Annotated in this window: 24 protein-coding genes; 14 read left to right on the top strand and 10 right to left on the bottom strand. The window is 65.2% G+C overall.

The annotated features are described in order from the left end of the window. Position 1 precedes the first annotated feature (1 nt). Entirely contained in the window at positions 2 to 2,788 is a 2,787-nt protein-coding gene (treY, locus tag TSA1_RS23070) for a malto-oligosyltrehalose synthase (RefSeq protein WP_100178332.1), read from the top strand. A 2-nt stretch (positions 2,789 to 2,790) separates the two neighbouring features. Here treY and TSA1_RS23065 read toward each other — a convergent pair whose 3' ends face one another. Beyond that, a complete protein-coding gene (locus TSA1_RS23065; protein ID WP_100178331.1) occupies positions 2,791 to 3,108 on the bottom strand; it encodes a polyhydroxyalkanoic acid system family protein in 318 nt (105 codons plus the stop codon). A 183-nt stretch (positions 3,109 to 3,291) separates the two neighbouring features. Here TSA1_RS23065 and TSA1_RS23060 point away from each other — a divergent pair, with 183 nt between their 5' ends. Then, positions 3,292 to 3,456 (top strand): DUF3309 family protein, encoded by a 165-nt coding sequence (locus tag TSA1_RS23060; RefSeq protein WP_007595743.1) that lies wholly within the window; start codon positions 3,292 to 3,294, stop codon positions 3,454 to 3,456. A gap of 123 nt (positions 3,457 to 3,579) precedes the next feature. Here TSA1_RS23060 and ligD read toward each other — a convergent pair whose 3' ends face one another. Continuing rightward, a complete protein-coding gene (gene ligD / locus TSA1_RS23055) occupies positions 3,580 to 6,267 on the bottom strand; it encodes a DNA ligase D (protein WP_100178330.1) in 2,688 nt (895 codons plus the stop codon). A gap of 116 nt (positions 6,268 to 6,383) precedes the next feature. Here ligD and ku point away from each other — a divergent pair, with 116 nt between their 5' ends. Beyond that, positions 6,384 to 7,265 (top strand): non-homologous end joining protein Ku, encoded by an 882-nt coding sequence (gene ku, locus TSA1_RS23050; RefSeq protein WP_100178329.1) that lies wholly within the window; start codon positions 6,384 to 6,386, stop codon positions 7,263 to 7,265. A gap of 97 nt (positions 7,266 to 7,362) precedes the next feature. Here the strand turns inward: ku and TSA1_RS23045 are convergent, their stop codons facing one another. From TSA1_RS23045 to TSA1_RS23020, 6 genes are all read right to left on the bottom strand, one after another. Beyond that, positions 7,363 to 8,052, bottom strand: a complete 690-nt coding sequence (locus tag TSA1_RS23045) for a response regulator (protein WP_100178328.1) — start codon at positions 8,050 to 8,052, stop codon at positions 7,363 to 7,365. Beyond that, complete coding sequence (locus TSA1_RS23040) at positions 8,049 to 10,772, bottom strand: sensor histidine kinase (protein WP_100178327.1); 2,724 nt, start codon at positions 10,770 to 10,772, stop codon at positions 8,049 to 8,051. Before TSA1_RS23040 ends, TSA1_RS23045 begins: the two co-directional genes overlap by 4 nt. 123 nt (positions 10,773 to 10,895) lie before the next feature. Beyond that, entirely contained in the window at positions 10,896 to 11,501 is a 606-nt protein-coding gene (locus TSA1_RS23035) for a K(+)-transporting ATPase subunit C (RefSeq protein WP_100178326.1), read from the bottom strand. 111 nt (positions 11,502 to 11,612) lie between these two features. Continuing rightward, positions 11,613 to 13,730, bottom strand: a complete 2,118-nt coding sequence (kdpB, locus tag TSA1_RS23030) for a potassium-transporting ATPase subunit KdpB (protein ID WP_100178325.1) — start codon at positions 13,728 to 13,730, stop codon at positions 11,613 to 11,615. 24 nt (positions 13,731 to 13,754) lie between these two features. Beyond that, complete coding sequence (kdpA, locus tag TSA1_RS23025) at positions 13,755 to 15,455, bottom strand: potassium-transporting ATPase subunit KdpA (protein WP_100178324.1); 1,701 nt, start codon at positions 15,453 to 15,455, stop codon at positions 13,755 to 13,757. 112 nt (positions 15,456 to 15,567) lie between these two features. Continuing rightward, complete coding sequence (locus tag TSA1_RS23020; protein WP_100181294.1) at positions 15,568 to 15,657, bottom strand: K(+)-transporting ATPase subunit F; 90 nt, start codon at positions 15,655 to 15,657, stop codon at positions 15,568 to 15,570. Positions 15,658 to 16,123: 466 nt separating this feature from the next. Between TSA1_RS23020 and TSA1_RS23015 the strand changes: the two genes are divergently transcribed. The 8 genes from TSA1_RS23015 (at position 16,124) to TSA1_RS40945 (ending at position 19,595) form a co-directional block, all read left to right on the top strand. Beyond that, positions 16,124 to 16,591 (top strand): hypothetical protein, encoded by a 468-nt coding sequence (locus tag TSA1_RS23015; RefSeq protein ID WP_174719036.1) that lies wholly within the window; start codon positions 16,124 to 16,126, stop codon positions 16,589 to 16,591. A 20-nt stretch (positions 16,592 to 16,611) separates the two neighbouring features. Then, positions 16,612 to 16,890: a hypothetical protein gene (locus TSA1_RS23010; RefSeq protein WP_174719035.1), complete on the top strand. Its 279-nt coding sequence runs from the start codon at positions 16,612 to 16,614 to the stop codon at positions 16,888 to 16,890. A 131-nt stretch (positions 16,891 to 17,021) separates the two neighbouring features. After that, positions 17,022 to 17,276 (top strand): hypothetical protein, encoded by a 255-nt coding sequence (locus tag TSA1_RS23005; RefSeq protein ID WP_174719034.1) that lies wholly within the window; start codon positions 17,022 to 17,024, stop codon positions 17,274 to 17,276. A 24-nt stretch (positions 17,277 to 17,300) separates the two neighbouring features. Continuing rightward, positions 17,301 to 18,218, top strand: coding sequence for a 4-hydroxy-tetrahydrodipicolinate synthase (gene dapA / locus TSA1_RS23000; protein ID WP_100178321.1), 918 nt, complete (start codon positions 17,301 to 17,303; stop codon positions 18,216 to 18,218). 79 nt (positions 18,219 to 18,297) lie between these two features. Further along, a complete protein-coding gene (locus TSA1_RS22995) occupies positions 18,298 to 18,639 on the top strand; it encodes a hypothetical protein (protein WP_245448396.1) in 342 nt (113 codons plus the stop codon). 111 nt (positions 18,640 to 18,750) lie between these two features. After that, positions 18,751 to 18,942: a hypothetical protein gene (locus TSA1_RS22990; protein ID WP_100178320.1), complete on the top strand. Its 192-nt coding sequence runs from the start codon at positions 18,751 to 18,753 to the stop codon at positions 18,940 to 18,942. 48 nt (positions 18,943 to 18,990) lie between these two features. After that, positions 18,991 to 19,368 carry a hypothetical protein gene (locus tag TSA1_RS22985; protein WP_430649771.1) on the top strand — a complete coding sequence of 126 codons (378 nt, stop codon included), beginning with the start codon at positions 18,991 to 18,993 and terminating at the stop codon, positions 19,366 to 19,368. Between the two features lie 98 nt (positions 19,369 to 19,466). Then, positions 19,467 to 19,595, top strand: coding sequence for a hypothetical protein (locus TSA1_RS40945; protein WP_283814382.1), 129 nt, complete (start codon positions 19,467 to 19,469; stop codon positions 19,593 to 19,595). Here TSA1_RS40945 and TSA1_RS22980 read toward each other — a convergent pair. Continuing rightward, on the bottom strand, positions 19,592 to 20,173 hold the full coding sequence (locus TSA1_RS22980; protein WP_100178318.1) for a TetR/AcrR family transcriptional regulator: 582 nt from the start codon (positions 20,171 to 20,173) through the stop codon (positions 19,592 to 19,594). The genes TSA1_RS40945 and TSA1_RS22980 overlap by 4 nt on opposite strands. 85 nt (positions 20,174 to 20,258) lie before the next feature. Here TSA1_RS22980 and TSA1_RS22975 point away from each other — a divergent pair, with 85 nt between their 5' ends. The 3 genes from TSA1_RS22975 (at position 20,259) to TSA1_RS22965 (ending at position 23,339) form a co-directional block, all read left to right on the top strand. Further along, a complete protein-coding gene (locus TSA1_RS22975; protein WP_100178317.1) occupies positions 20,259 to 20,999 on the top strand; it encodes a crotonase/enoyl-CoA hydratase family protein in 741 nt (246 codons plus the stop codon). Between the two features lie 96 nt (positions 21,000 to 21,095). Further along, positions 21,096 to 21,731, top strand: a complete 636-nt coding sequence (upp, locus tag TSA1_RS22970) for a uracil phosphoribosyltransferase (RefSeq protein WP_100178316.1) — start codon at positions 21,096 to 21,098, stop codon at positions 21,729 to 21,731. Positions 21,732 to 21,764: 33 nt separating this feature from the next. Continuing rightward, entirely contained in the window at positions 21,765 to 23,339 is a 1,575-nt protein-coding gene (locus tag TSA1_RS22965; RefSeq protein WP_100178315.1) for an AMP-binding protein, read from the top strand. 6 nt (positions 23,340 to 23,345) lie between these two features. Here TSA1_RS22965 and TSA1_RS22960 read toward each other — a convergent pair whose 3' ends face one another. Next, positions 23,346 to 24,257, bottom strand: a complete 912-nt coding sequence (locus tag TSA1_RS22960; RefSeq protein WP_174719033.1) for a flagellin — start codon at positions 24,255 to 24,257, stop codon at positions 23,346 to 23,348. Positions 24,258 to 24,263: the final 6 nt, after the last annotated feature.

Raw genomic sequence — 24,263 nt, 5'->3', positions numbered from 1 at the left:
CGTGCCTCCTGCTATTCCTCTTGCGACCTATCGGCTTCAGCTCACCGCGAATTTCGACTTCGACAAGGCCGCGGCGGTCGTTCCCTATCTGAAGGCACTTGGGATCACGCATCTTTACGCCTCGCCGGTGATGAAGTCGCGCAAGGGCTCGACCCACGGCTACGACACCGTCGATCACAGCCAGTTCAATCCCGAGCTTGGCGGCGCGGCCGGCTTTGCCCGGCTGAGCGAGGCGCTCAAGGCACACGATCTCGGGCTCATCGTCGATTTCGTGCCGAACCATGTCGGCGTGCACTTCGCCGACAATCCGTGGTGGCTGGACGTGCTCGAATGGGGCCAGGCCTCGCCGCATGCGGTCTCCTTCGACATCGACTGGGATCTTCTGCCCTATCGCGCCCGCGGCGGCGTGCTGCTGCCGATCCTGGGGGCATCCTACGGCGAGGCGCTCGAGCGCGGCGATATCGAGCTGCGCTACGATCCGGATCAGGGCAGCTTCTCCGCCTGGTATTTCGAGCATCGCTTGCCGATCGCGCCTGAGCGCTATGGCGAGATCCTGCGCATGGTCGTGAAGGAAGCGGATGCCGCCGAGACGGAGGCCGGCAAACGCCTGCTGTCGCTAGCGGCGCGCTATACCGGACTGCGCCGCCCCAACCGCAAGGAAGCGCCCGCGTTCAAGACCGAGCTCATGGAGATCACGGGTGCCGCCGAGATCATCGCAGGCGGCCTCGGCGCCTATCGTGCCGGCAAGGATCGTCCCGCGCAGACGCTGGCGCTGCATCATCTTCTGGAGCGCCAGCATTACAAGCTCGGGCACTGGCGGCTCGCCTCCAGCGACATCAATTATCGCCGCTTCTTCGACGTCAACGGGCTCGCGGGTCTGCGCGTCGAGGACGCGAGCACGTTTGCCGCCACGCATCGGCTGGTGAAGCAGCTGATCGCCGACGGCAAATTGCACGGCATCCGGCTCGATCACATCGACGGCCTGCGCGACCCCGCACAATATTGCCAGCGGCTGCGCCGGCTGGTCCGCGACGCGCAAGGCAACGCAAAGCCGTTCTACACCGTGATCGAGAAGATCCTGTGCGAGCACGAAAGGCTGCCGCACTTCGCCGGCGTCCAGGGCACCACCGGCTATGAATGGATGAACGTCATCACCCAGGTGCTGGTGGACGCCAAGGGACTGGGGGCGCTGGACGAGACCTGGCGCCAGATCAGCAACCGACCACCACAGCTCGCGCCTTACGTCAAGGACGCCAAGCGGCGCGTGCTGGAGACGCTGCTCACCAGCGAATTCACCGTGCTGACGCGCCTGCTCGCGCGCATCGCCAACGGGCATTACTCGACCCGGGATTTCTCCGCCGACAGCCTGCGGCAGGCGCTCGAGCTCTATGTGCTGCATTTCCCGGTGTACCGCACCTATCTGACCAACAGCGGACCGACGGCCGCCGACCGCAAGCTGATCGACGACACCATCGCGCGCGCCCGTGCGGAATGGTTCGCTGCCGACGAAGGCATCTTCGACTTCCTGCGCGACGCGCTGACCATGGATCTGCTCAAGCCAGGTCGTCCGCCGCACAGCGCGCCGCGCGTGCGCCGCTTTGCGCTGAAGGTGCAGCAATTCACCGGGCCGGTGATGGCGAAGTCGCTGGAGGACACCGCGTTCTATCAGTTTCACCGGCTGCTGGCGCTGAACGAGGTCGGCGGCGATCCCGCCAGCACCGGCCTCGCCGTTCCCGCCTTCCACGAGGCCATGCAGGCCCGGGCCAGGGAATGGCCGCTGGGAATGACGGCGACCGCCACGCATGACACCAAACGCGGCGAGGATGCCCGCGCGCGGATCGCGGTACTCAGCGAAATGCCGGGCGAATGGACCAGCGCAGTTTCGCGCTGGAAGGTCTTGAACGCGCCGCACCTCGCGCTCCACGGCGATCTACGTGCGCCATCAGCGACGTTCGAATACATGCTCTACCAGACGATGCTCGGGGCATGGTCACTCCAGGAGCCGGTCGATGCAGGCTTCGTCGAGCGTATCCAGGCCTACGCGCTGAAGGCCGCGCGTGAGGGCAAGGAAGAGACCAGCTGGCTCAATCCGCACGAGGCGTATGAGAACGGCGTCAAGAGCTTCGTCGACAAGATCCTCGATCCCGTACTGTCGGGCGAATTCCTGAATTCACTGCAAACGCTGGCCCGGCGCGTGGCTCTCTTGGGCGCGCTGAACGCCATCAGCCAGCTCACTCTCAAGGCGACGCTGCCCGGCGTGCCCGACTTCTATCAGGGCACCGAATTCTGGGACCTGTCGCTGGTCGATCCCGACAACCGCCGTCCGATCGACTTCGCCGCTCGGCAGACGTCGCTGGGCGCGCTGGACGATCCGGATTGGAGCAATCTGACAAAGAGCTGGCCGGACGGTCAGATCAAGCTGGCCTGGACACGGCGTCTCCTCAGGTTGCGCAACGAGCTCGCCGACGTCTTCGCGCAGGGCAACTACCAGCCGCTCGCGGTACGCGGCACACATGCCGATCATGTCATCGCCTTCGCTCGCCGCCATGGCCGCAGCGCGGCGATCGTCGTGGTCGGGCGTCACTTCGCGCCGTTCACGCAAGCGGGCCGGGAATGGCCCGCGTCGGAAGGATTTGACGCCACAATCGACATTACCGGCTACAGCGCGAGGGGATTTGTCGGCCATGAATTGCCGCTCGCGCTGGCGTTCCGGGACTTACCCGCTTTCGTCATCGAGGCCCGCACGGCCAATGCGATCAGGCCGGCACGGCCGCGCGCGCGCGCCTGAAATCACGTTCCGCCGTCCTTGGTCAACAGCAACTGCCCGCGCTTCTTGATCGTGGCCTGCGCCATCTCGGCAAAGCGCTGCAACAGCCAGGGCAGCACAACCTGAACCTTGACATGGTCATCGCCGACATCGACCTGCCCCGTCGCGATCTGCCCCAGCGCGCGAATCCGAAAGGCCATGCTGTCGCCGGTCCAGCGCTCTTCCTCGACCTGCATCACGGGAATGCTGGAGGCGGCGCGACCCAGCCCGGTCTTGAGCCGGCGTACCGCCTCCTCCCGGCCGAGACGGTGCGGAATTGAAACAACAAGCGGTGCTGACATGGCCCTGCCCTATGGTGACGGATACTCACATAGTCATGCCGGCGGCGCGCCCAATGGTTCCATGCCAAGTTGATGAGCCGGCCGTGTTTCAAAGATGGAACTTTAAAACCTGCGGCAAGTTGCCCTCGCACAACGGGACAGGTTTATAACGACCCTTTCAACGAAGGGCTGGAGGAGATTCGCATGTCTATCGGCACGATCATTCTGATCATTCTGGTCATCGCCCTGCTTGGCGGCTTCAGCGGCATCGGCGGCGGACCGTTCTACGGCACCGGCTATTACGGCGGCGGCGGCCTCGGGCTCGTCATCGTCATCCTGCTGATCCTGCTGCTGCTGGGGCGGATCTAGGCGATATCTCGTAAGGTGGGCAAAGGCGCAACGCGCCGTGCCCACCTTCCCGTCGTGACGACAAAGATCGTGGGCACGCTTGCGCTTTGCCCACCCCACGGGAGTTGCGGCCGGAGCTGCGGCCTATTTCACTTTCCCCGCCAGCTTCTTGATCGCAGCTTTGATCGAGGTCGCGGCATCCTCATACCCTTCCCACGCCTTCGAGCGCGCCAGCAGGCCCGGCACTGTCCGCACCGTATATCGCTTCGGATCGAGATCGCTCTTCACCTGAGCCCACGTGACGGGCATCGAGACCGTCGCTCCCGCGCGGGCCCGCGGTGACAGCGGCGCAACCGCCGTCGACATCCGGTCGTTACGGAGATAGTCGAGAAAAATCTTTCCGCTGCGCAGCTTCTTGGACATGTTGAGCAGATAGCGCTCCGGATCGTCGTCGGCCATCCACTGGCAGATGCCCTGCGCGAAGGCCTTGGCTTCCTTCCAGCTCGCTTTTTCGCGGGCGCCATGCAGCAGCGGCACCACCACGTGCAGGCCCTTGCCGCCCGTGGTCTTGCAGAAGCTCTCCATGCCAATGGCGGTCAGACGCTGCCGCATCTCTTTGGCGGCATCCACGACATCGGCGAACTCGACGTCCGGCGCCGGATCGAGATCGAACACCAGCCGGCCCGGCGTATCATAGGCGTTTGGCGCGCAATTCCAGGGATGCAGCTCGACGCCACCGATCTGCGCGACGGCGGCGAGCCCTTCGACGCGGTCGATCTGCAAGTAAGGCTTACGATCACCCGAGACCTTGGCGAGCTCGAGCAGGTTCGACGTGCCCTGCATGGCGTGACGCTGAAAGAATGTCTCGCCGCCGATACCGTCGGGCGCACGCACGATCGAGCACGGACGCCCCGTCAGATGTGCGATCATCCAGGCCCCGACCGCCTCGAAATAGCGGGCCAGATCGAGCTTCGTCACGCCCTCGCCGTCACCGCCATCCGGCCACAGCTCCTTGTCCGGCTTGGAGATGACGACGCCCATCACCTCGGCGGTGCCAGCGTCCGTCGATCGCTTGGCCGTCTTCGCTGCGCGCTTGCTGGCTGCGGGTTCGGCGAGCACGGTGTCGACGGGCGTCTCCGCCTCGACCTCCTCGGCGGGCTTGTCCTGCCGCAGGCCCTTGAACGCGGCCTGGCGGATATTGCCATCCGCGGTGAAGCCGGCGAACTCGATCTCGGCGACGAGCTCCGGCTTCAGCCAGTGCACCTCGCGCGTCTTCTTCGGCGCATTCTTGCCGCCGAAGGGGCTTTCCTTGGCGGCCATGGCCTTCAGCGACGGCATGATCCGCTTGACCTTGTCGGCACCAAAACCAGTACCGACCATGCCGACGAAGGCGAGATGATCGCCGCGATGCACGCCCGCCATCAGCGAGCGGAATTTGCCGTTGGTGGTCTTCCAGCCGCCGATCACGACCTCATGACCGGCGCGGCACTTGGCCTTGGTCCAGCTCTCGGTGCGGCCGGAGCGATAAGGGGCGTCCAGCTTCTTCGAGACCACGCCTTCGAGCTCGAGCTTGCAGGCCGATTGCAGCACCGCATCGCCGCCGCTTTCGAAATGCTCGACATAGCGGATCTGGCTCGCCTTGCGCTTGCGCGCCCCCAGCAGCTTCTTCAGCTGCGCCTTGCGTTCGCCGAGCGGCGAGCGGCGATAATCTTGCCCCTCGGCGAATAGCAGGTCGAAGGCGAAGAAGATCAGCTCGTCGGTCTTGCCATCCGACAATGCAGCCTGAAGCGAGGAGAAATTCGGTGCGCCGTTGTGGTCGAGCGCGACGATCTCGCCGTCGATCATCACGTCCGGGAGCGACCCCGCCTCTTTCGCGATCGCCGCGAACTTGCCGGTCCAGTCGAGGCCCTTGCGCGTCTTCAGCGTTGCCTCGCCGTCCTCGACCCGAAGCTGCACGCGATAGCCGTCGAACTTGATCTCGTGGCACCAGCCCTCACCGGCTGGCGGCCGCTCCACGATCGTGCAGAGCTGCGGCGCCACGAAGTCCGGCATCTCCGCAACCTTCCTGGCGTTCGTCGCCGTCGTCGCTTTCTTCTTCACCGCCTTGCTCTTGACGGGCTTGCCGTCCTTCGCCGCCGTGCGCCGGGCCGGCTTGACCATGTGCCTTTTGGCTTCCTCGGCCCGGTTGGATTGCCAGACCGCGTCGGCCTTGCCCTTGGTGCCCTTCGCCAGCATGAACGGCCTTGGCGCTCGGCCCTTGCCCTCGGCGATCTGCTCCATCGCACGGCCAGAGGCGACCGACCTGTCCTCCTCGAGGATGTCGTTGTCCTTGCCTTCGCGGACGTATTCGTCGCGATGCTTGATCAGGAGCCAGTTGGTGCGCTTGCCGCCGCTGCGGTCGTTGCGCATGCGCACCAACACCCAGCTTCCGTGCAGCTTGTCGCCATGAAGGGTGAACTTCAAATCGCCCTTCTTGAAGCCGGCTTCCGGATCGTCGCACTCCCAGGTGCCGCGATCCCACAGCATCACCGTGCCGCCGCCATATTGCCCTTCCGGAATCGTTCCTTCGAAATCGCCATAGTCGAGCGGATGGTCTTCAACCTCGACCGCCAGGCGCTTGTCGTGCGGATCGAGCGAGGGCCCCTTCGTCACGGCCCAGGACTTGAAGACACCGTCAAGCTCGAGCCTGAGATCGTAATGCAGCCGGCTGGCATCGTGCTTTTGGATCACGAAACGCCGCTGCTTCGATGGCGCCACCGCTGTCTTGCCCGATGGCTCTGGCGTCTTCTCGAAGTCACGCTTCTTTCGGTAGGTCGAGAGTTTCTGCAGCACGACTGGTCCCGCTTCTCTTTCGGCATTGAGCCTATCACGGCCAAAGTCCCATCCGGAACCAAAACCCTGCGGGAGGGTTGGGGTTCCAAAACGCCTTGAAAACGCTGGAGAATGGAATGGCCCCGCGCGCCTATTGGAAGGGAACGTTGAAGCTGTCGCTGGTCAGCTGCCCCGTCGTGCTCTATCCCGCGACCACGGCGGCCGAGAAGACGCGGTTTCACTTGATCAATCGGGAAACCGGCAACCGGCTCAAGCAGCAGATGATCGATTCCGAGACCGGCGACGTCGTCGAGAGCGACCAGAAGGGCCGCGGCTATGAGTTGCGCAAGGGCAGATATGTCGAGATCGAGCCGGAGGAGCTCGAGGCGGTGCAGATCGAGAGCAACCACACCATCGACATCGAGAGCTTCGTGCCGAGCGAGGAGATCGACCAGCGCTACCTCAACCATCCCTACTACATCGCGCCCGACGGCAAGGCGGCGGTCGACGCCTTCGCCGTGATCCGCGACGCCATGAAGGACCAGGAGCGCGTGGCGCTCGCCAAGATCGTGCTCACCAACCGCGAGCACGTCATGGCGATCGAGCCGCTCGGCAAGGGCCTGCTCGGCACCACGCTGCGCTTTCCTTACGAGCTGCGCGACGAGGACCAGTTCTTCGACGACATCAAGAGCCCGAAGATCACCAAGGACATGGTCGAGCTCGCCGGCCACATCCTGCACACCAAGGCAGCGCATTTCGACCCCGGCAAGTTCAAGGACGACTACGAGACCGCGCTGAAGGCGCTGGTGAAGCGCAAGGCCAGCGGCAAGAAGATCGAATTGCCCGCCCCCGAGGAGCGGCCAAGCAACGTCGTCAGTCTGATGGACGCGCTGAAGCAGAGCCTGAAGGGCGGTGGCGGGAAGAAGACGGCGAAGTCGCACGCGCGCCGTGCCACCGGGCGACGGCCGGCTGCGAAGAAAGCGCACCGGTCGACGGCGCGGCACAGGAAGGCGGGCTAGCAACCCCACCGTCATTCCGGGGCGCCTCGAAGAGGCGAACCCGGAATCTCGAGGTTCCGGGCTCGATGCTTCGCATCGCCCCGGAACGACAGCTAGATCAATCCCCCGCCTTCAGCCGGTACCCGATCCCCGTCTCGGTCAGCACATATTGCGGCCGCTCCGGATCGGCTTCGATCTTCTGGCGGAGCTGGCGGACATAGACGCGCAGATATTGCGCGTCGGTCAGCTCGTCCCAGAGCTCCCTGAGCAGGAAGCGGTGGGTGAGCACCTTGCCGGCGTGCTGCACCAGCACGCGCAACAGATCATATTCCTTCGGCGAGAGCTTCACGTCACGATCCCCGACCTTGACGATGCGGCGGACGAGATCGACCGAGAGATCGCCGGTGCGGAACACCGGGCGCTCGCCCTTGACCTGAAGCTGGTGGCGCAGCGCAGCGCGCAGGCGCGCCAGGAGCTCGTCCATACCGAACGGCTTTGTCAGATAATCGTCGGCGCCGAGATCGAGCGCCTGAACCTTGCCGGCTTCGTCGCCGCGGCTCGACAGCACCACGATCGGCACGCCTTCGTTCCGGGCGCGGATGGTGCGCAGCAGCTCGTGTCCCTGAACGTCGGGCAGGCCGAGGTCGAGGATGATCAGTGCCGGTCCTTCGGCAAGCTTCTCCAGCGCGGTCTTTCCGTTCGACGCCTCCAGGATTTCGTAGCCTTGCGTCGTCAGCCCCATCCGCAGCAATTTTCGGATCGGCGGCTCGTCGTCGATGACCAGGACCTTGATCGGAGCAGCGCTCATGCGGCGGTATCCAATGCGCGGCTTTCTGCCGGAACGGGAAGACGGATTGTGAGGACAGCGCCACTCCGCTCGCTGCGATTGGCGGCCGAGATCGTGCCGCGCATTGCCTCGACGAAGCCGCGGGAGATGGCGAGGCCGAGGCCGGTGCCGGGGCGGACGTGATCGCCCTTCTGCACGCGATAGAACTTGTCGAACACGCTCTCGAGCTCCTCGGGCGGAATGCCGGCGCCCTCGTCCGCGATCTCAAGCACGACATGACCGCCGTCGCGCCGGCCGCGGATCGAGATCGTGGTCTCGGGTGGCGAGTATTTGGCGGCATTGTCGAGCAGATTGAACAGCACCTGCTCGAACAGCACGGCATCGAGCAGGAGCATCGGCAGATCGGCGGCCAGCTCCAGCTCGACCTTGTGCGCGGTGAGAATCTTGCTGGCGCGCCGCAGCGCGCTGCCGACGATCTCGCCGAGATCGTGCAGCGTCGCATTGGGCACGATGGCGCCGGATTCGAGCTTGGTCATGTCGAGCAGATTGGCAATGAAGCGGTTGAGCCGCTCGGACTCGTCGATGACGGTGGCGAGCAGATCGCGCTTCTCGGTGTCGGACAAGGCGCCGGCGAGATCGCGCATGGTCGAGGCCGCTCCCAACACGGAGGCGAGCGGCGTCTTCAAATCGTGGGAGATCGAGGTCAGGAGCGCGGAGCGAAGCCGTTCGGATTCGACGGTTCGCTTGACGCGGTCCATGTCCTCGACCAGCAGCACACGCTCGATCGCCAGCGCGCCCTGGTCGACGAGCGCATCCAGCAGCCGGCGCTGGTCCGGCGTCAGCAGCGGCCCGGTGCGGTCGTCGTCGATGCCGATGACGCCGATCGGGCCGCGCCCGGTGCGCATCGGCAGGAACAGCCGTTTTGCACCAGGTAGCGTGTCGGAGCCGCGGCCCGCCGGCCGATCGTTGCTCCAGGCCCAATTGGCCGCGGCGAGGTCGGCCTGGTCGAGCTGGTCCTCCGGCGGATAGCCGGATTTCACCGTGAGCAGCCCATCCTCAGGCAGCAACAGCACCACGCGAACTTTCAGCATCAATGCGATCTGATAGGCGGTCGCCCACAGGACGTCGTCGAGCGTGGCGGTACCGGCAAGCTTGCGGCTGAAGGCATAGAGCTGCTCGGTGGTCCTGATACGGCCGATCGCAGCATCGGCCTGCGTGCGCACGCGCGCCGCGACATTGGAGACGATCATCGCCACCGCCATGAACAGTACGAAGGCCGCGACATTCGTCGGATCGGTGATCGTGAAGGTGTAGATCGGCGGGATGAAGAAGAAATTGTAGCAGAGCGACGCCGCCACCGTCGCCAGCAGGGACGGCCACAGACCATAGCGCACGGCAACTGCCACCACCGCAGTCAGCAGCACGAGATCGACATTCTCGATGCCGAAATATGGCTGGATCAGCTTGGCGGCGCCAAGGCCGATCAGCACGATCCCGAGTGCCTTCAGATGTGGCAGCGGATTGAATGGCTCGGATCGCGCGGCGGTCTGCACCGCCGTCTTGGGCGCGTCCCCTGCCGGAAGCTCGTCGCCGGGAATGACATGAACGCTGATATTGCCGGCACGACGAACCAGATCGTGCACGACCGAGCCGCGCGTCAACTCGAACCAGCGCGAGCGGGTCGACTTTCCGATCACGATCTGGGTGACGTTGTTGCCTTGGGCGAAATTGACGACGTCGTCGGCTATGCGACCGCCGACAGCAGGAATCGTCAGTGCCTCGCCGCCCAGCGATTCCGCAAGCCGCAGCGTGTCCGCCAGCCGGTCGCGCTCCTCGTCGGACAATTGCAGGGACCGCCGGGTCTCGATCGAGATCGCGGTGAAGGGCGCATGCAGTCGGTCGGCCAGCCGCTTGGTGTAGCGCACGAGGCCGGCGGCGCGCGGGTCCTCGCTGACACAGACCAGGATGCGCTCGCCCACAGCCCAGGGACCGGCAATCGCGTTCGCCTGCATGTGGGTGAGAAGCTGCTCGTCGACCCGTTCGGCCGTCCGGCGCAGCGCAAGCTCGCGCAATGCCGTCAGATTGCCGGGCGAGAAATAGTGCTCCAGCGCCCGTTCGGCCTGCCTGGGCACATAGACCTTGCCCTCCTTCAGCCGCTGGATCAGGTCGTCGGGCGTGAGGTCGATCAGCTCAATCGCATCCGCGCGGTCGAACACCGAATCCGGCACGGTCTCGCGCACCCGCACATGGGTGATCTGGGCGACGACGTCGTTCAGGCTCTCGATGTGCTGGATGTTGACGGCAGTGTAGACGTCGATACCGTGGGAAAGCAACTCCTCGACATCGAGATAGCGCTTGGGATGGCGGCTGCCGGTCGCATTGGTGTGGGCAAGCTCGTCGACCAGCGCGATTTGCGGCCGGCGTGCGATCACGGCGTCGAGGTCCATCTCTTCGACCGTCTGACCGCGGTAGTCGAGCCTCTTGCGCGGGACGACTTCGAGCCCGCGCACCAGCGCCTCGGTCTCGGCGCGGCCATGGGTTTCGACAAAGCCGACCACGACGTCGATACCGGCCTTGCGCTTGGCGTGAGCGCTTTGCAGCATCTCGTAGGTCTTGCCGACGCCGGGGGCGGCGCCGACGAAGATCTTCAGCTTGCCGCTGACGCTGTCCTCCCGGCGCGCCGCTTCCAGCAGCGCCTCGGGGGACGGTCGTTGTTCGGGATCGCGGCGCTCTCGGACCATCAGGACGGCTTACTCGATTTGTCTTGTCCGGCTGCTTCCTTCACCTCTCCCGCGAAAGCGGGGCGAGGGAGAAGAAGGCTTTGCCGGCAACTATAATCGTCCGCGCGCCGCGAGCCTAGACCGCTACTTCGCCGCCACCCGATCGAGCGCAAGGTTCAATGCCAATACGTTAACCCGGGGTTCGCCAAGCAGGCCGAGCAGACGGCCCTGGATGTTGGAAGCCACAAGCTGTTTCACCGCCTCCTCCGGCATATTCCTGGCCTTGGCCACGCGGGGGATCTGGAATTCCGCGGCCTCCGGCGAGATATCCGGATCGAGGCCGCTGGCCGAGGTGGTGACGAGGTCGACCGGGACGGCGGCGTTCGGATTCTCGCCCTTGAGCTTGTCCACGTCCTCCTTCAGCCGGTCGGCCAGCGCCTTGCTGGTCGGACCGAGATTGGAGCCGCCCGAATTGGCGGCATTGTAGGGCGCGGACACCGTCTTGGTCGAATCATTCGGGTCCGGCGCGAGCGTCGCCGAGGGGCGGCCGTGGAAATATTTGTCGTCCTTGAACTCCTGTCCGATCAGGGCGGAGCCAACCACCTTGCCGTCCTTCTCGATCAGGCTGCCTTGCGCCTTCGCGGGGAAGAGCGCGCCGGCGATGCCGGTCATCGCGAGCGGATAGGCAAGGCCGGTGATGGCGGTGAGCACCAGCAAGAGGACGATGGCGGGGCGGATTTCTCTGAGCATGTTGGGTCTCCTGTTTCTTCCGTCATTGCGAGGAGCGAAGCGACGAAGCAATTCAGGCTCTCGATCGCGGATGCATCTCTGGATTGCTTCGCTTCGCTCGCGATGACGGGGTTAGGCCAGGTGCAAGGCGGTGACGACGAGGTCGATCGCCTTGATACCGATGAAGGGAATGGCGATGCCGCCGAGGCCGTAGATCAAGAGGTTGCGGCGGAGCAGCGCGCCGGCGCCGACTGCACGGTAAGCGACGCCTTTCAGCGCCAGCGGAATCAGCGCGATGATGACGAGCGCGTTGAAGATGATCGCCGACAGGATGGCGCTCTGCGGGCTCGACAGGTTCATGACGTTGAGCACATTGAGCTGCGGGTAGAACGCCAGGAACATCGCCGGGATGATCGCAAAGTACTTTGCGACGTCGTTGGCGATCGAGAACGTCGTCAGCGCGCCGCGCGTCATCAGCAGCTGCTTGCCGATCTCGACCACCTCGATCAGCTTGGTCGGGTTGGAATCGAGGTCGACCATGTTGCCGGCCTCGCGCGCCGCCTGGGTGCCGGTGTTCATGGCGACACCGACGTCGGCCTGCGCGAGCGCCGGCGCGTCGTTGGTGCCGTCGCCGCACATCGCAACCAGCTTGCCCTTGGCCTGCTCGTCGCGGATCAGCTTCAGCTTGTCCTCGGGCGTGGCCTGTGCCAGGAAGTCGTCGACGCCGGCCTCCGCCGCGATCGCGGCCGCCGTCATCGGGTTGTCGCCGGTGATCATGATGGTGCGGATGCCCATGCGGCGCAGCTCGGCAAAACGCTCGCGGATGCCGCCCTTGACGATGTCCTTGAGCTGGATGACGCCGAGCAGCTTGCCGTCCTTGGCCACAGCAAGCGGCGTGCCGCCGGCCTTGGCGATGTCATCAGCAATGGTCTGAACCTCGCGGCCGAGATCCGACAGCGCGGCCGGCTGGATTGCCCGTGCCGCGTTGCCCGAAGCAACCGCCAGCGGCGCACCGCCACTGACGTAGTTCAGCATGGCATCGACCGCGCCCTTGCGCACCGACGAGCCGCCGGCATCGACTCCGCTCATGCGGGTCTGCGCCGTGAACGGGATGAAGGTGGCACCTAACTCGGCCATGTCGCGGCCACGGATGCCGTACTTCTCCTTCGCCAGCACGACGATGGAACGGCCTTCCGGCGTCTCGTCGGCGAGCGAGGCGAGCTGGGCTGCATCCGCCAGCTCCTGCTCGGTCACGCCGCGCACGGGGCGGAACGCGGTGGCCTGCCTGTTGCCGAGCGTGATGGTGCCGGTCTTGTCGAGCAGCAGCGTGTCGACGTCGCCGGCGGCCTCGACGGCGCGGCCGGACATCGCCAGCACGTTGAAGCGCACCAGACGATCCATGCCGGCGATGCCGATTGCGGACAACAGCGCACCAATCGTCGTCGGAATCAGCGTCACGAACAGGGCGACCAGCACGATCACCGAGATCGAGCCGCCGGCATAGGCCGCGTAGCTCGGAATGGTAACGGTGGCGAACACGAAGATGATGGTGAGGCCGGCGAGCAGGATGTTGAGCGCGATCTCGTTCGGCGTCTTCTGCCGTTCGGCGCCCTCGACCAGCTTGATCATGCGATCGATGAAGGTCGAGCCCTGGGCGGCCGTGATGCGGACGCGGATCCAGTCGGACAGCACCTGCGTGCCGCCGGTCACGGCCGAGCGGTCACCGCCGGACTCGCGAATGACGGGCGCAGATTCGCCGGTGATGGCGGCCTCGTTGACGGAGGCGACGCCCTCGATCACCTCGCCGTCGGAGGGAATGGTGTCGCCGGCCTCGACCAGCACGAGATCGCCGACCTTCAGGCTCGTGCCCGGCACGAGCTTGACGTCCTGTCCGGCACCGGTCAGGAGCTTGGCCTGGCTCTCGGTCCGCGTCTTGCGCAGCGACTCGGCCTGCGCCTTGCCGCGGCCTTCGGCGACGGCTTCGGCAAGATTGGCGAACAGCACCGTGAACCACAGCCAGAGGATGATCTGGAAGGTGAAGCCGAGGCCCTCGCCGCCGGTGACGAGATCGCGCAGAAAAATCACGGTGGTGAGCGCGGCCACGATCTCGACCACGAACATCACGGGATTCTTGATCATGGACCGCGGATCGAGCTTGGCGAACGCCGCGCCGATGGCCGGCAACACGATCTTGGGATCCAGCATGGCCGAGACCGGCATGCGCTTGTTGGCTTTAGAAACTGGTTCCATGGAGGTCACTCCGAGAGATCTGGATCAGAAGACGTTGCCGGCATTCATCGCGAGATGCTCGACGATGGGACCGAGGGCAAGCGCCGGGAAGAAGGTCAGGCCGCCCATGATCAGGATGACGCCGACCACGAGGCCGACGAACAGGCCGCCGGTGGTGGGGAACGTGCCCATCGACGGCGGGATGGATTTCTTCTCGGCGAGCGCGCCCGCGATCGCCATGGCCGGAACGATCATCAGAAAGCGGCCGACGAACATCGCGGATGCGCCCGTCAGATTGTAGAACAGCGTATTGCCGGTAAGCCCTGCAAAGGCCGAGCCGTTGTTGCCGGTCTGCGATGAGTAGGCATAGAGCACCTCGGTGAAGCCGTGCGGGCCGGCATTGGCCATCGAGGCGACGCCCGTCGGCAACACGACCGCGACGGCCGACCAGCCCAGGATCATCAGCGGCAGGATCAGGATCGCGAGCATCGCCATCTTGACCTCGCGCGCCTCGATCTTCTTGCCGACATATTCCGGCGTGCGGCCGACCATCAGGCCTGCGACGAAGATCGCGAGGATCACGAACAGCAGCATGCCGTACATGCCGGCGCCGACGCCACCGACGATGATCTCGCCGAGCTCGATGTTGATCAGCGGGATCATGCCACCGAGCGCGGTGAAGCTGTCATGCATCGCGTTGACCGCGCCGCAGGAAGCGGCCGTGGTGATCACGGCGAACAGCGAGGACGCGACGATGCCGAAGCGGACTTCCTTGCCCTCCATGTTGCCGGTCAGGCCGAGCGCATGCAGCGTCGAGGTGCCGCTGGCTTCCGCCCAATAGGTGACGGCGACACCGGCCAGGAACAGCACGCCCATCACGGCGAGGATGGCCCAGCCCTGGCGCTGGTTGCCGACCATGCGGCCGAACACGTTGGTCAGCGCCGCGCCGAGCAGGAAGATCGACAGCATCTGCACGAAATTCGACAGCGCGGTCGGGTTCTCGAACGGATGCGCGGCATTGGCGTTGAAGAAGCCGCCGCCATTGGTGCCGAGCATCTTGATCGCGACCTGGGACGCCACCGGGCCAACCGCGATGGTCTGCTTGGCGCCTTCGAGCGTAGTGGCCTCGACATAATCGCCAAGTGTCTGCGGCATGCCTTGCGAGACCAGGAACAGCGTGAACACCACACAGATCGGCAGCAGGACATAGAGGGTGCAACGGGTCACGTCGACCCAGAAATTGCCGACCGTGCGCATCGATGCGCGCGCAAAGCCGCGGATCAGCGCCACCGCCAGCACAATGCCGGTCGCCGCCGAGAGGAAGTTCTGGTGCGTCAGGCCGACCATCTGGGTCAGATAGGACAGCGTGCTTTCGCCACCATAGTTCTGCCAGTTGGTGTTGGTGATGAACGAGATCGCCGTGTTGAAGGACAGATCCTCCGCGACCGCGCCCTGCCCGGCCGGGTTGAACGGCAGCACGGCCTGGAGCCGCATCACGCCGTAGATGATGAGGAAGCCGCCGACGTGAAACAGCAGCATGGCGACCGTGTAGGTCACCCAGTGTTGCTCGCGCTTCTCGTCGACGCCGGAAATCCAGTAGATGCCGGCCTCGATCGGCCGCAGCACCGGCGACAGGAACGTGCGCTCGCCGTTGAACACGCGCGTCATGTACCAGCCGAGCGGCTTGGTCAGTGCGACGATGATGACGCAGAAAAGAATGATCTGGAGCCAACCGATCACAGTCATGGCATTAACCCTTCAGACTTTGTGTCCGCCGTAGAAGCGGCAGGAACAACGCAAGCAGGCAGGCGACGAGCGCAGCGTCGGCCAGCAGCAGTTCGACAATCAGCAGCACGGGTCAGAACCGCTCGGGCCGCAGCAGCGCATAAGTGAGGTAGATCAGGAGGCCAAGCGACACGGCACCGGCGAGCAAATAATCGAAGATCATGATCCGCTCCGTCACAGCCGTTCGCAGGCATAGGTGTAGCCGATCGCAAGGGCGAAGAACGCGAAGCCCAGCGCCAGCATCAGAATGTCCATCATGGGGATACTCCTCGTTGCACTCCGCCAAGGAGGCAACTGTGTCTTTGTTTTCCAGCAGTCCGCTTGCGATGGATCATGCGCAACGCGGCTCCTGGCCGGAACTTTCACCGCGTTCAAGTGCCACCGCGGACATAGGTTTTCGAGATGAGGGCTATGGCGAAGTTATAGGAATCTCATAAAGGCGGGGCTGGTGGCGCCGGCCGAAGGCCGCGCGCGACGCGAGGCGGTCCATCGCGCCCCCTCCCCGCCCCATCCCCACACTTATGAAATCCCTATACTTTCCATCCCTTTCTCATCTCGTTTTCAAATGCCCTTTCAGCCATTTTGGGGAGGCCGGCCGACTGACCGACACCAATTCCGGGAGGCCTGACATGACCGCCGCTCTCCGACGCTATGATCCGTCATCACTCAGCGAACGTCTGCGCGATGCGCATACGATGTCGCGACCGCTGATGCTCGAAATCATCAACACGGTGTGCCGGCGCTTCCCCTCACTCGGACAGAGCGAGCGCACCGCGCGTGTGATGCGCCTGGTCGATGTGGAGGCCTGGGCCGACGCCGCGCTGGCGCTGATGGAGCTCGAACTGCCGCTGTGGCAGGTCCGTCGCATCGCCTATGACGAGGGTGAGTGGCATTGCGCACTCTCGCGCGAGCGCGAGTTGCCGGATTGGCTCGACGCTGCGGTGGAGGCTCGGCACGCCGACCTGGCGCTCGCGCTGCTGTCGGCCTTCCTCGAGGTCCAGGCATTGGCCGTTGAGACGGCGCGGCCAAGCGTTCCCACCGTGCGGCCTGCTCCGGACCCGTTCTACGAGCCCGTCGGCTGCGAAAATTTCAGCTGAGCCAGCGGGAGGTTCGCGCTTTGCCGCGATCTTCGGACATATCGCCGGCCCTGAGCCCGTCACGGGTGATCGCGCGCTTTGCCGTCCGCGTCGTACTCCTCTCCGGGTTTGCCGCGTTCGGCAGCATCGGCTTCGGACGGAGCCTCAAAGCCCTGCTCTGGATGTCCATCATCCTGTGTGCGGCTGTCGCCCTTCTGCGGCGCGAGCCGCCGTTCGGGGCCGCCCTCAACCATTGGGACGAATGCGCTTCGTTCGGCGCGCTGTTCGCGCTGGTTCATGTGGTCGATGGGATGAGCTGATCGCTGGCCTTTATGGCGCGCTTATGAGATCGCCGCGCAGCCTCACTCGAAATCATATCAGCTTGAAACGATATTGATCGGACGGTTGCGGGACATGCCCGCTACCTCCGTCAATCGGAAGGAACACATCCGTGAAACTCGTTGAACCTCCCTCGTGCAGCTCGCCCTCGACCATCGTCTTCATCGGCCGCAATCATAGCGGACAGTGGGTCGCGCAGGAACAGAACGGGCTCTATGGCGGCCTGTTCGTCAGCCGCGCCCAGGCCATCAAATACGCACTGTTCGAGAACGGCCAGCATCCCGAAACCATCGTCGAGCTGCCGCGCGAGATCGAGCTCGACATGGGCAAGAGCCCACGCAGCAACAACGCACGCCGCGCCGCCTGAGCGGGCGCAGACAAGCGAAAAGCCATGTTCACTCCCCCCTCAGCGTGGTTCACCGGCTTCATCCCGGACATGCCTACTCCGTTCGAAGCGGCGGGTACGATCGACCTCAAGGCGTTCGCAGCTCTTTGCGAGCGCCAGATCGCGGCCGGCGTTCCTGCGCTGGTGGTCTGCGAGACCGCTGGCGAGGCGCCGACGCTCTCGCCGGCCGAACAGGAGCTCGTCATTCGTACCGCGGTCGATGTCGCCCGCGGGCGTGTACGGATCATCGCCGGCGCGATGTCGAATGCGACCAGCCATGCCATCGAACTCGCGCGGCGGGCCGAAGCAGCCGCGGCCGACGCCGTCATGACGGTGGTGCCCGCCTACAACAAGCCGATGCAGGAGGGGATGCTGGCGCACTTCCGCGCGATCGCCGGCGCGACAGGCTTGCCCGTGATCCTGCACGACATTCCCTCCCGCACGTTGCGCCCGCTCGCCGACGAGACGCTTCTGCGTCTCGTCGAGTCCCGCCAGTTCGTGGGCCTGCGCGATGCAAGCTGCGACATCACCCGCCCGATGCGCATGGGCCGGCTGCTGCCAGCCGGCTTCCGCTTTCTTTCCGGCGACGACGTCACCGCCTTCGGCTACATCGCCGATGGCGGCGACGGCGCGATCTCGGAAATCTCCAACATCGCCCCCGACCTGTGCCGCACGATCTTCTCGCAGATCAGGCAGGGACGGCTGCAATCGGCACGTTACCTGCACAAACGCCTCATTCCGCTCATCGCCTGTCTCGTCAAGGACAGCCCGGCGGCGCTCAAGAACGCCCTGAGCGTGCTGGGTCTGATGTCGCCGGCCACAAGATTGCCGATCGTGCCGCTGGACGCTGCCGCGCAGCGGGAGATGGTGCGAGCCTTCGCCGCGATCGCCGACGAGGAACTGATCGATGGCGTCGGCGCCTGACGCGGCGCAGCCATTCGGTTGTCGCATGGCGCCATCAGCCGACGGACCTCGCAGGCTGCTTCGGGCCTGGCAACTGGCCATGCTGCGCTTTGCAGTGACGCTGGACGAATCCGACAGGCTCAACGTTGCGGCGCTTGCCGCGGAGCTCGATCGTCTCGGCGGCCGGCGCGAGCTTGACGATGCCCCGCATTTCTTCCGGCGGACCACCTCAAAACTCAGCGCGGCGATCAACGGGCAGCAACGGAACGCGGAAGCGACGCTGGACGATTTCTGCAACCAGATCGAAGAACCACGGCTGCGGCTCGCTTTCGCCGCAGCCATCGGCATCACGCATTCGGCCCCAGCGCCGTCCGAGGTTCGATCGAAGCAGCGCGCCGACCTCTTCAAAGGCTTGCCGTCACGACGTCCGGTTTCCTTATGACATTCCTATACGGCGGCCCCGACGCTCATCTCGCAATCCTACGCCACGAACATCATCATACGGGACAGATCGGCGCGGCTCTCGCCGCACCAAAGACGAGGACTTCCGAAAATGTCGATGCTGACCCATGGCCTCGAGCAGCCTGTCGCCTGGGCGGAGCGCCCGATGCGAATCCTGACGGCGCGCAAGGCGCAGCTCAAGCGCCTGGCGCTCGGCGCGCTGACCCTGCTCTCGATGGGCAGCGTGCTCACCGCGCTCATCGCACTGAGGACCGCAATCTATGTCTGGCGTCTGCCCGCCTGACCCGGCGCGGCAGATATCATGACCTTGCAGATGTGTGAGGAGGCCGCCATGGCCGCGATCGCTCTCCAAGCCGTACGCCACCTGCCGGAGACACGAACGACGGCGCCCGACATTGGCGCTGGAACGGCGCTCAAGCCGCTCGATCCCGATGTCGTCAGTGCCGCCATTCCCGCCTTCTTCATCGGGCATAACCATGCGGGCCTCTGGGTTGCCCGCGAGGCAAACGGACGTGCCGGCGGCCTCTTCCTGTTCAAGAGCTCGGCGATGGAATTCGCCAACCGCTGGAGCGCGCCGGTACGATGCGCATTGGTGTTTCCTGCCGGGACCTTCGAACTCGACATCGACAACCAGGGAAATCCGCTGGTCGCGCTGGCGGCACGATGGCTGGACGGGGTGAAGCGACATCTGGCCCGGCTTGGGAGGTAACGACATGATCGAGTTCAAGATCGTCATCCTGGTCGCGTTGATGGGCGCATTGCTGCTGGGCATGCACGTCACCGCGAGCCCAGCCTCGGACGGCTAGCATGCCGCTCATCAAGGGAAATCTGGAGCAGGCGGTCACGGTGACCATCCTGACCATGACGCTGAGCCTGATCTGGGGCGCGATCCTGACCCTCGTGATCACGCTTGTCGCGCGTGGGCTCGGCGTCTAGCTCCTCCGCTCCGCCTCGATCAGCCGCGCCAATTCCACCGCCGTGACCTCGATCGGCCGGCCGCTGCGCTCGACGCGGGCCTGGATCAACGCGCCCTGGAGCGCCGAGGTGCAGAGCACGGCCAGCGCTTCGGCGCGAGGTCTGGCAAAGCCGTCCGCGAGCAGCTTGTCGCGCAGGATCGATAATCGCGCCGCATAGGCCTTGCGACCGGCATCGGACACGGCTCGCTCGCGCGGCGCAAGCTCGAGCAGCACGGTCGTGATCGGGCAACCATTGCGAAAGCCGGAGCCCTGCATCCAGCCTGCCAGCAATCTGGCGTGCGCTCGCAACAGGTCGGCGGTCGTGCCGCACTCCTCCGCGAGCTTGGCGACCGTCGCCGCGACGCGGCGGCCCGCCTCCTCCACCGCCGCCACCGCGATCGAGGACTTCCCATCCGGAAAGTAATGGTAGAGCGAGCCCTTGGGCGCCCCGCTGACGTCGACGATGTCGTTCAGCCCGGTCCGGGCAAAACCCTGGCGGCGGAACAGCGTCACCGCGGCATTGATGATGGGCTGGCGGTGTTTCGGCACGGCCGGCATGGCGCTCTCCCGTCGCAAAAAATTATATTGATTGGTCTACATCAGCCTTCGACAGTCAAGCCGTAACAATGACAGGGAGCGGCAGATGACCAAGGGAGTGAGCTACCAGCTGAAAGACGGCGTCGCCCAGATCGGGCTCGACGACGGCAAGGTCAATGTGATGTCAACCGAGATGCTGGCGGCGATCGGCGCCGCCTTCGGTCGCGCCGAGACGGAAGCAGAGATCGTGGTGCTGCGCTCGGCGCGGCCCGGCATCTTCTCTGCCGGCTTCGACCTGAAGGTATTCGCGTCGGGCGATGCCGCCAACAGCCTCGAAATGGTCCGGGCCGGCGCCGAGCTCGCGCTGCGGCTGATGGCGTTTCCGCATCCGACGATCGGCGTGATGGAGGGCCACGCCTTTCCGATGGGAACGTTCCTGCTGCTCGCCTGCGACGTCAGGCTGGGCGCGCGCGGGCCGCATCGCATGGGGCTGAACGAGGTCGCGATCGGCATCGCGCCGCCGAGCTTTGCCATCGAGCTCGCGCGCAGCCGCCTGCATCCGGCCTGGCTCAGCCGCACCGCCACGCTCGGTGAAATGTACGAGCCCGAGGAGGCGCTGACCGCCGGCTTCCTCGATCGCGTGGTTGCACCGGAAGCCATCGAGGGCGCCCTTGCGGAGACCATCGCCGCGCTACGCGCCATCCACAAGCCATCACATGCAACCGCGAAGCAACGCCTGCGTCAGCCCGCGATGGATGCGATGCGCAGGGCGATCGACCGTGAATTGACCATGGCTGCCTACGCGGCGAGCAACCGGGCCCGCAGCGCGGTGGCGATGCCCGGTTGAGGCCATCCGTCTCGCGGAAAAGGCTTGAGCGAAAAGCTTTGGGCGAAGAACCTGGCCGATCTGGCGCAATTTCGCGGAACCGTGTAGAGCGGTTTCATGAGCACCAGCCACGTCAACGTCGTCGCCCACCCCCTGGTCCAGCACAAGCTCTCGCTGATGCGGGAGAAGGACCGCTCGACCAAGAGCTTTCGCGAAATCCTGAACGAGATCGGGATGCTGCTGGGCTACGAGGTGACGCGCGACCTGCCGCTGGAGCTGGTCGAGATCGAGACGCCGATCGCGGCGATGCAGGCGCCCAAGATCGCCGGCAAGAAGCTCACGCTGGCGCCGATCCTGCGCGCCGGCGTCGGCTTCCTCGACGGCATGCTCGCTTTGATGCCTTCGGCGCGCATCGCCCATATCGGGCTCTACCGCGACCCCGAGACATTGCAGGCCGTGGAATATTACTTCAAGGCGCCGCAGGACCTGTCCGACCGCACCGTGATCCTGATGGACCCGATGCTGGCGACCGGCAACTCGGCCTGCGCCGGCGCCTCCCTGCTCAAGGCTCGCGGCGCCCGCGACATCCGCTTCGTGTGCCTTCTGGCCGCGCCCGAGGGCATTGCGCAGTTCCAGAGCGAGCACCCCGACGTGCCGATCTGGACCGCCGCGATCGACGAGCGACTGAACGACCACGGCTACATCGTGCCAGGCCTGGGCGATGCCGGCGACCGGATGTTCGGCACCAAGTAGACAGGTCCGCACGATCGGGTTAGTTCGGTTGCCATGAATGCCAACGCGTTTTCACTGCAATCGCTGATCCGGTCAGATCCCGCCACCGATCCCGCCTTCGTATTCGACGGCACGCCGGTGTCACGCGCGGAATTCGCAGCCAAGATAGAGCAGACCGCGGCCTGGCTGGCGGCGCAGGGCATCGGCAAGGGCGACGTGGTCGCCGTCTGGCTGATCAACCGGATCGAGTGGCTTGCGCTGCTGTTCGCCGCCGCAAGGCGTGGCGCGATCGTGGCGGCCGTCAATACGCGCTATCGCAGTGCGGAAGTCGCGCATCTGCTTCAGCTGTCGGGCGCCAAGCTGATGGTAGTCGAGGCCGCGTTCCGCTCCATCGATTTTGCCGCGATCCTCGCCGACCTCGCCAAGGACGAAGTCCCCGCGCTGCAGAAGCTGGCAGTGGTCGGAGCCGAAGCGATTCCGGCGCAATGGCCCTGCGTGGGCTTCGATGCCTTCGACAGGTCGTATCCACCCACTCGCCCGGCCCAGGACGACATCGACCAACCGGTGCTGCTCTACACCACATCGGGCACCACCAAGGGGCCGAAGCTCGTCGCGCATTCGCAGCGGACGCTGGCGAGCCACGCCGCCTCCGTCGCCAAGGCGCTTCGGCTCGATCCGCAGCGTCATTCGCTGCTGGCCATGCTGCCGTTCTGCGGCACGTTTGGCATGACGAGCCTGCTCGGCTTCGTGGCAGCCGGTGCAGCCATCCACGTGCTCGACGCCTTCGAGGCGGCAGCGGCGCTGAAGATCCTCGACCAGCACAGGATCACGCACTCGTTCGGCTCGGACGAGATGTTCCGCCGCATCCTCGCCCTCACCGATGCGCCCCGGCCGTTTCCGCATCTCGAACTCTGCGGCTACGCAGCGTTTCAGCCCGGATGGCGCGAGCTGGCCGTGGAGGCCGAAGCGCGCGGCCTGCCGCTGTTCGGCCTCTACGGCTCGAGCGAGGTCCAGGCCCTGTTCGCGATCGCTCGCGCCAGTGACGCCTTTTCCGATCGCATCGAAGGCGGCGGCTGGCCGATGTCGCCCGACGCTAGCGTGCGCGTACGCGACACCGAGACCGGCGAGCTCGCGGCTCCCGGCGTCTCCGGCGAGATCGAGATCAGTGCGCCGTCGCGCTTCCTCGGCTATTTCAACAATCCGGATGCGACGCGCGATGCGATCACCGCGGACGGGTTCTTCCGCACCGGCGACCTCGGTCGTCTGCGCGGCGACGGCTCCTTCGTCTACGAGACCCGAGCAGGCGATGCGATGCGGCTCGGCGGCTTCCTCGTCGGGCCCGGCGAGATCGAGGACGAGCTCAAATCACATGGCGGCGTGGCTGACGCCCAGGTGGTTGCAGTCGATTTGAAGGGCCAGGCGCGCTGTGTCGCCTTCGTCATCCCGACAGCGGAGCCGCCGAACCAGGAGACGCTGGTCTCGCATTTGCGGGAGCGGCTCGCCGGCTACAAGGTGCCGGCCCGGATCTATCTCGTGGACGCCTTTCCCGTCACCGACAGCGCCAACGGCGTGAAGATCCAGCGCGCCAGGCTGCGCGCCATGGCAATGGAGCGCATCGCGGCCGAATAGCCCGTCCTATTTCAGATAGCTCGCAAGGTTCAGACTCAGGATCTTGCCAAGCGCCGAATAGGACGCAGTCAGTTGCGACTCGTAGGTCGAGAGCTCCGCCGTGATGGCGGCGACGTCGACGCTGGTGAGGTCGCTCGACAACGTCTCGGCATAGCTCTTGTAGTCGCTCTGGCGGGCGCTGGCCGTCTCGATCGAGGACGCCGCGCTGGAAAGCTTCGCCTGCACGGCTGCCGTGTCGTCGAGCGCAGTGCCGGCAAGATCGAGCGCGCTGGAGATGTCCGCGGATGAGAGCGAGGTGCTGTTGGCCACGAATTTCAGCACACGCATCACCTCCTCGAACGCCGAATTGTCGGCGGTGACACCATAGGAGACGGTTTCACCGGCACCGACACGCACCGAGGCGATCTCGTCGTCGCCAGCGTAGTAGCTGCTGTCCGCCGTGGTGAGGGACCCCGTCCCCGACGAAAAGCTCGTGAGATCGACCGGGGCCGTGTCCGTCTTGCCGCCGGCAAAGACATATTGGCCGTCATATTGGGTGTTCATGATCGACCCCATCTCCTCCAGCATCTGCTGGGCGGAGCTGATCACCGAGGTCGTCTCGGTCGAGCTTCCGGTCGAGGCGGCGCTGAGCTGGGAGCGAAGTTGAGTGATGATGTCGGTCATGGAGCCGACCGCCGAATACATCACCTGCACCTTGCTGTCGGCGAGCGTCGCGGCGTCGATATAGGACTGCGCGCGCGTCACCGAGACCTGGAGGTTGACGACGTGCTGGGCGTCCGAGCCGTAGCCGCCGAGATCGCTCGAGATGATGCCCGACGATTCCTGGACCTGCTTCTCGGCCATCACCGCCTGCACGCGCAGTGCGTCGGAGATCATCTTGCTCGACTGCGCGAAGGTCGCGACCCGCATCGCCACCATGTCCCA

It is taken from the genome of Bradyrhizobium nitroreducens, from assembly GCF_002776695.1.
GTDB classification, from domain to species: Bacteria; Pseudomonadota; Alphaproteobacteria; order Rhizobiales; family Xanthobacteraceae; genus Bradyrhizobium; species Bradyrhizobium nitroreducens.
Note: the sequence above shows the minus strand (reverse complement) of the source record. Positions and strands in the feature narration are given on the sequence as shown.

Bases quoted from the DNA above. Each gene is read 5' to 3' on its own strand.
- TSA1_RS23065 (WP_100178331.1), bottom strand. From the start codon at position 3,108: ATGTCAGCACCGCTTGTTGTTTCAATTCCGCACCGTCTCGGCCGGGAG.
- TSA1_RS23060 (WP_007595743.1), top strand. From the start codon at position 3,292: ATGTCTATCGGCACGATCATTCTGATCATTCTGGTCATCGCCCTGCTT.
- ku (WP_100178329.1), top strand. From the start codon at position 6,384: ATGGCCCCGCGCGCCTATTGGAAGGGAACGTTGAAGCTGTCGCTGGTC.
- TSA1_RS23045 (WP_100178328.1), bottom strand. From the start codon at position 8,052: ATGAGCGCTGCTCCGATCAAGGTCCTGGTCATCGACGACGAGCCGCCG.
- TSA1_RS23040 (WP_100178327.1), bottom strand. From the start codon at position 10,772: ATGGTCCGAGAGCGCCGCGATCCCGAACAACGACCGTCCCCCGAGGCG.
- TSA1_RS23035 (WP_100178326.1), bottom strand. From the start codon at position 11,501: ATGCTCAGAGAAATCCGCCCCGCCATCGTCCTCTTGCTGGTGCTCACC.
- kdpB (WP_100178325.1), bottom strand. From the start codon at position 13,730: ATGGAACCAGTTTCTAAAGCCAACAAGCGCATGCCGGTCTCGGCCATG.
- kdpA (WP_100178324.1), bottom strand. From the start codon at position 15,455: ATGACTGTGATCGGTTGGCTCCAGATCATTCTTTTCTGCGTCATCATC.
- TSA1_RS23020 (WP_100181294.1), bottom strand. From the start codon at position 15,657: ATGATCTTCGATTATTTGCTCGCCGGTGCCGTGTCGCTTGGCCTCCTG.
- TSA1_RS23015 (WP_174719036.1), top strand. From the start codon at position 16,124: ATGACCGCCGCTCTCCGACGCTATGATCCGTCATCACTCAGCGAACGT.
- dapA (WP_100178321.1), top strand. From the start codon at position 17,301: ATGTTCACTCCCCCCTCAGCGTGGTTCACCGGCTTCATCCCGGACATG.
- TSA1_RS22995 (WP_245448396.1), top strand. From the start codon at position 18,298: ATGCTGCGCTTTGCAGTGACGCTGGACGAATCCGACAGGCTCAACGTT.
- TSA1_RS22990 (WP_100178320.1), top strand. From the start codon at position 18,751: ATGTCGATGCTGACCCATGGCCTCGAGCAGCCTGTCGCCTGGGCGGAG.
- TSA1_RS22985 (WP_430649771.1), top strand. From the start codon at position 18,991: ATGGCCGCGATCGCTCTCCAAGCCGTACGCCACCTGCCGGAGACACGA.
- TSA1_RS40945 (WP_283814382.1), top strand. From the start codon at position 19,467: ATGCCGCTCATCAAGGGAAATCTGGAGCAGGCGGTCACGGTGACCATC.
- TSA1_RS22980 (WP_100178318.1), bottom strand. From the start codon at position 20,173: ATGCCGGCCGTGCCGAAACACCGCCAGCCCATCATCAATGCCGCGGTG.
- TSA1_RS22975 (WP_100178317.1), top strand. From the start codon at position 20,259: ATGACCAAGGGAGTGAGCTACCAGCTGAAAGACGGCGTCGCCCAGATC.
- upp (WP_100178316.1), top strand. From the start codon at position 21,096: ATGAGCACCAGCCACGTCAACGTCGTCGCCCACCCCCTGGTCCAGCAC.
- TSA1_RS22965 (WP_100178315.1), top strand. From the start codon at position 21,765: ATGAATGCCAACGCGTTTTCACTGCAATCGCTGATCCGGTCAGATCCC.
- TSA1_RS22960 (WP_174719033.1), bottom strand. From the start codon at position 24,257: ATGGTGGCGATGCGGGTCGCGACCTTCGCGCAGTCGAGCAAGATGATC.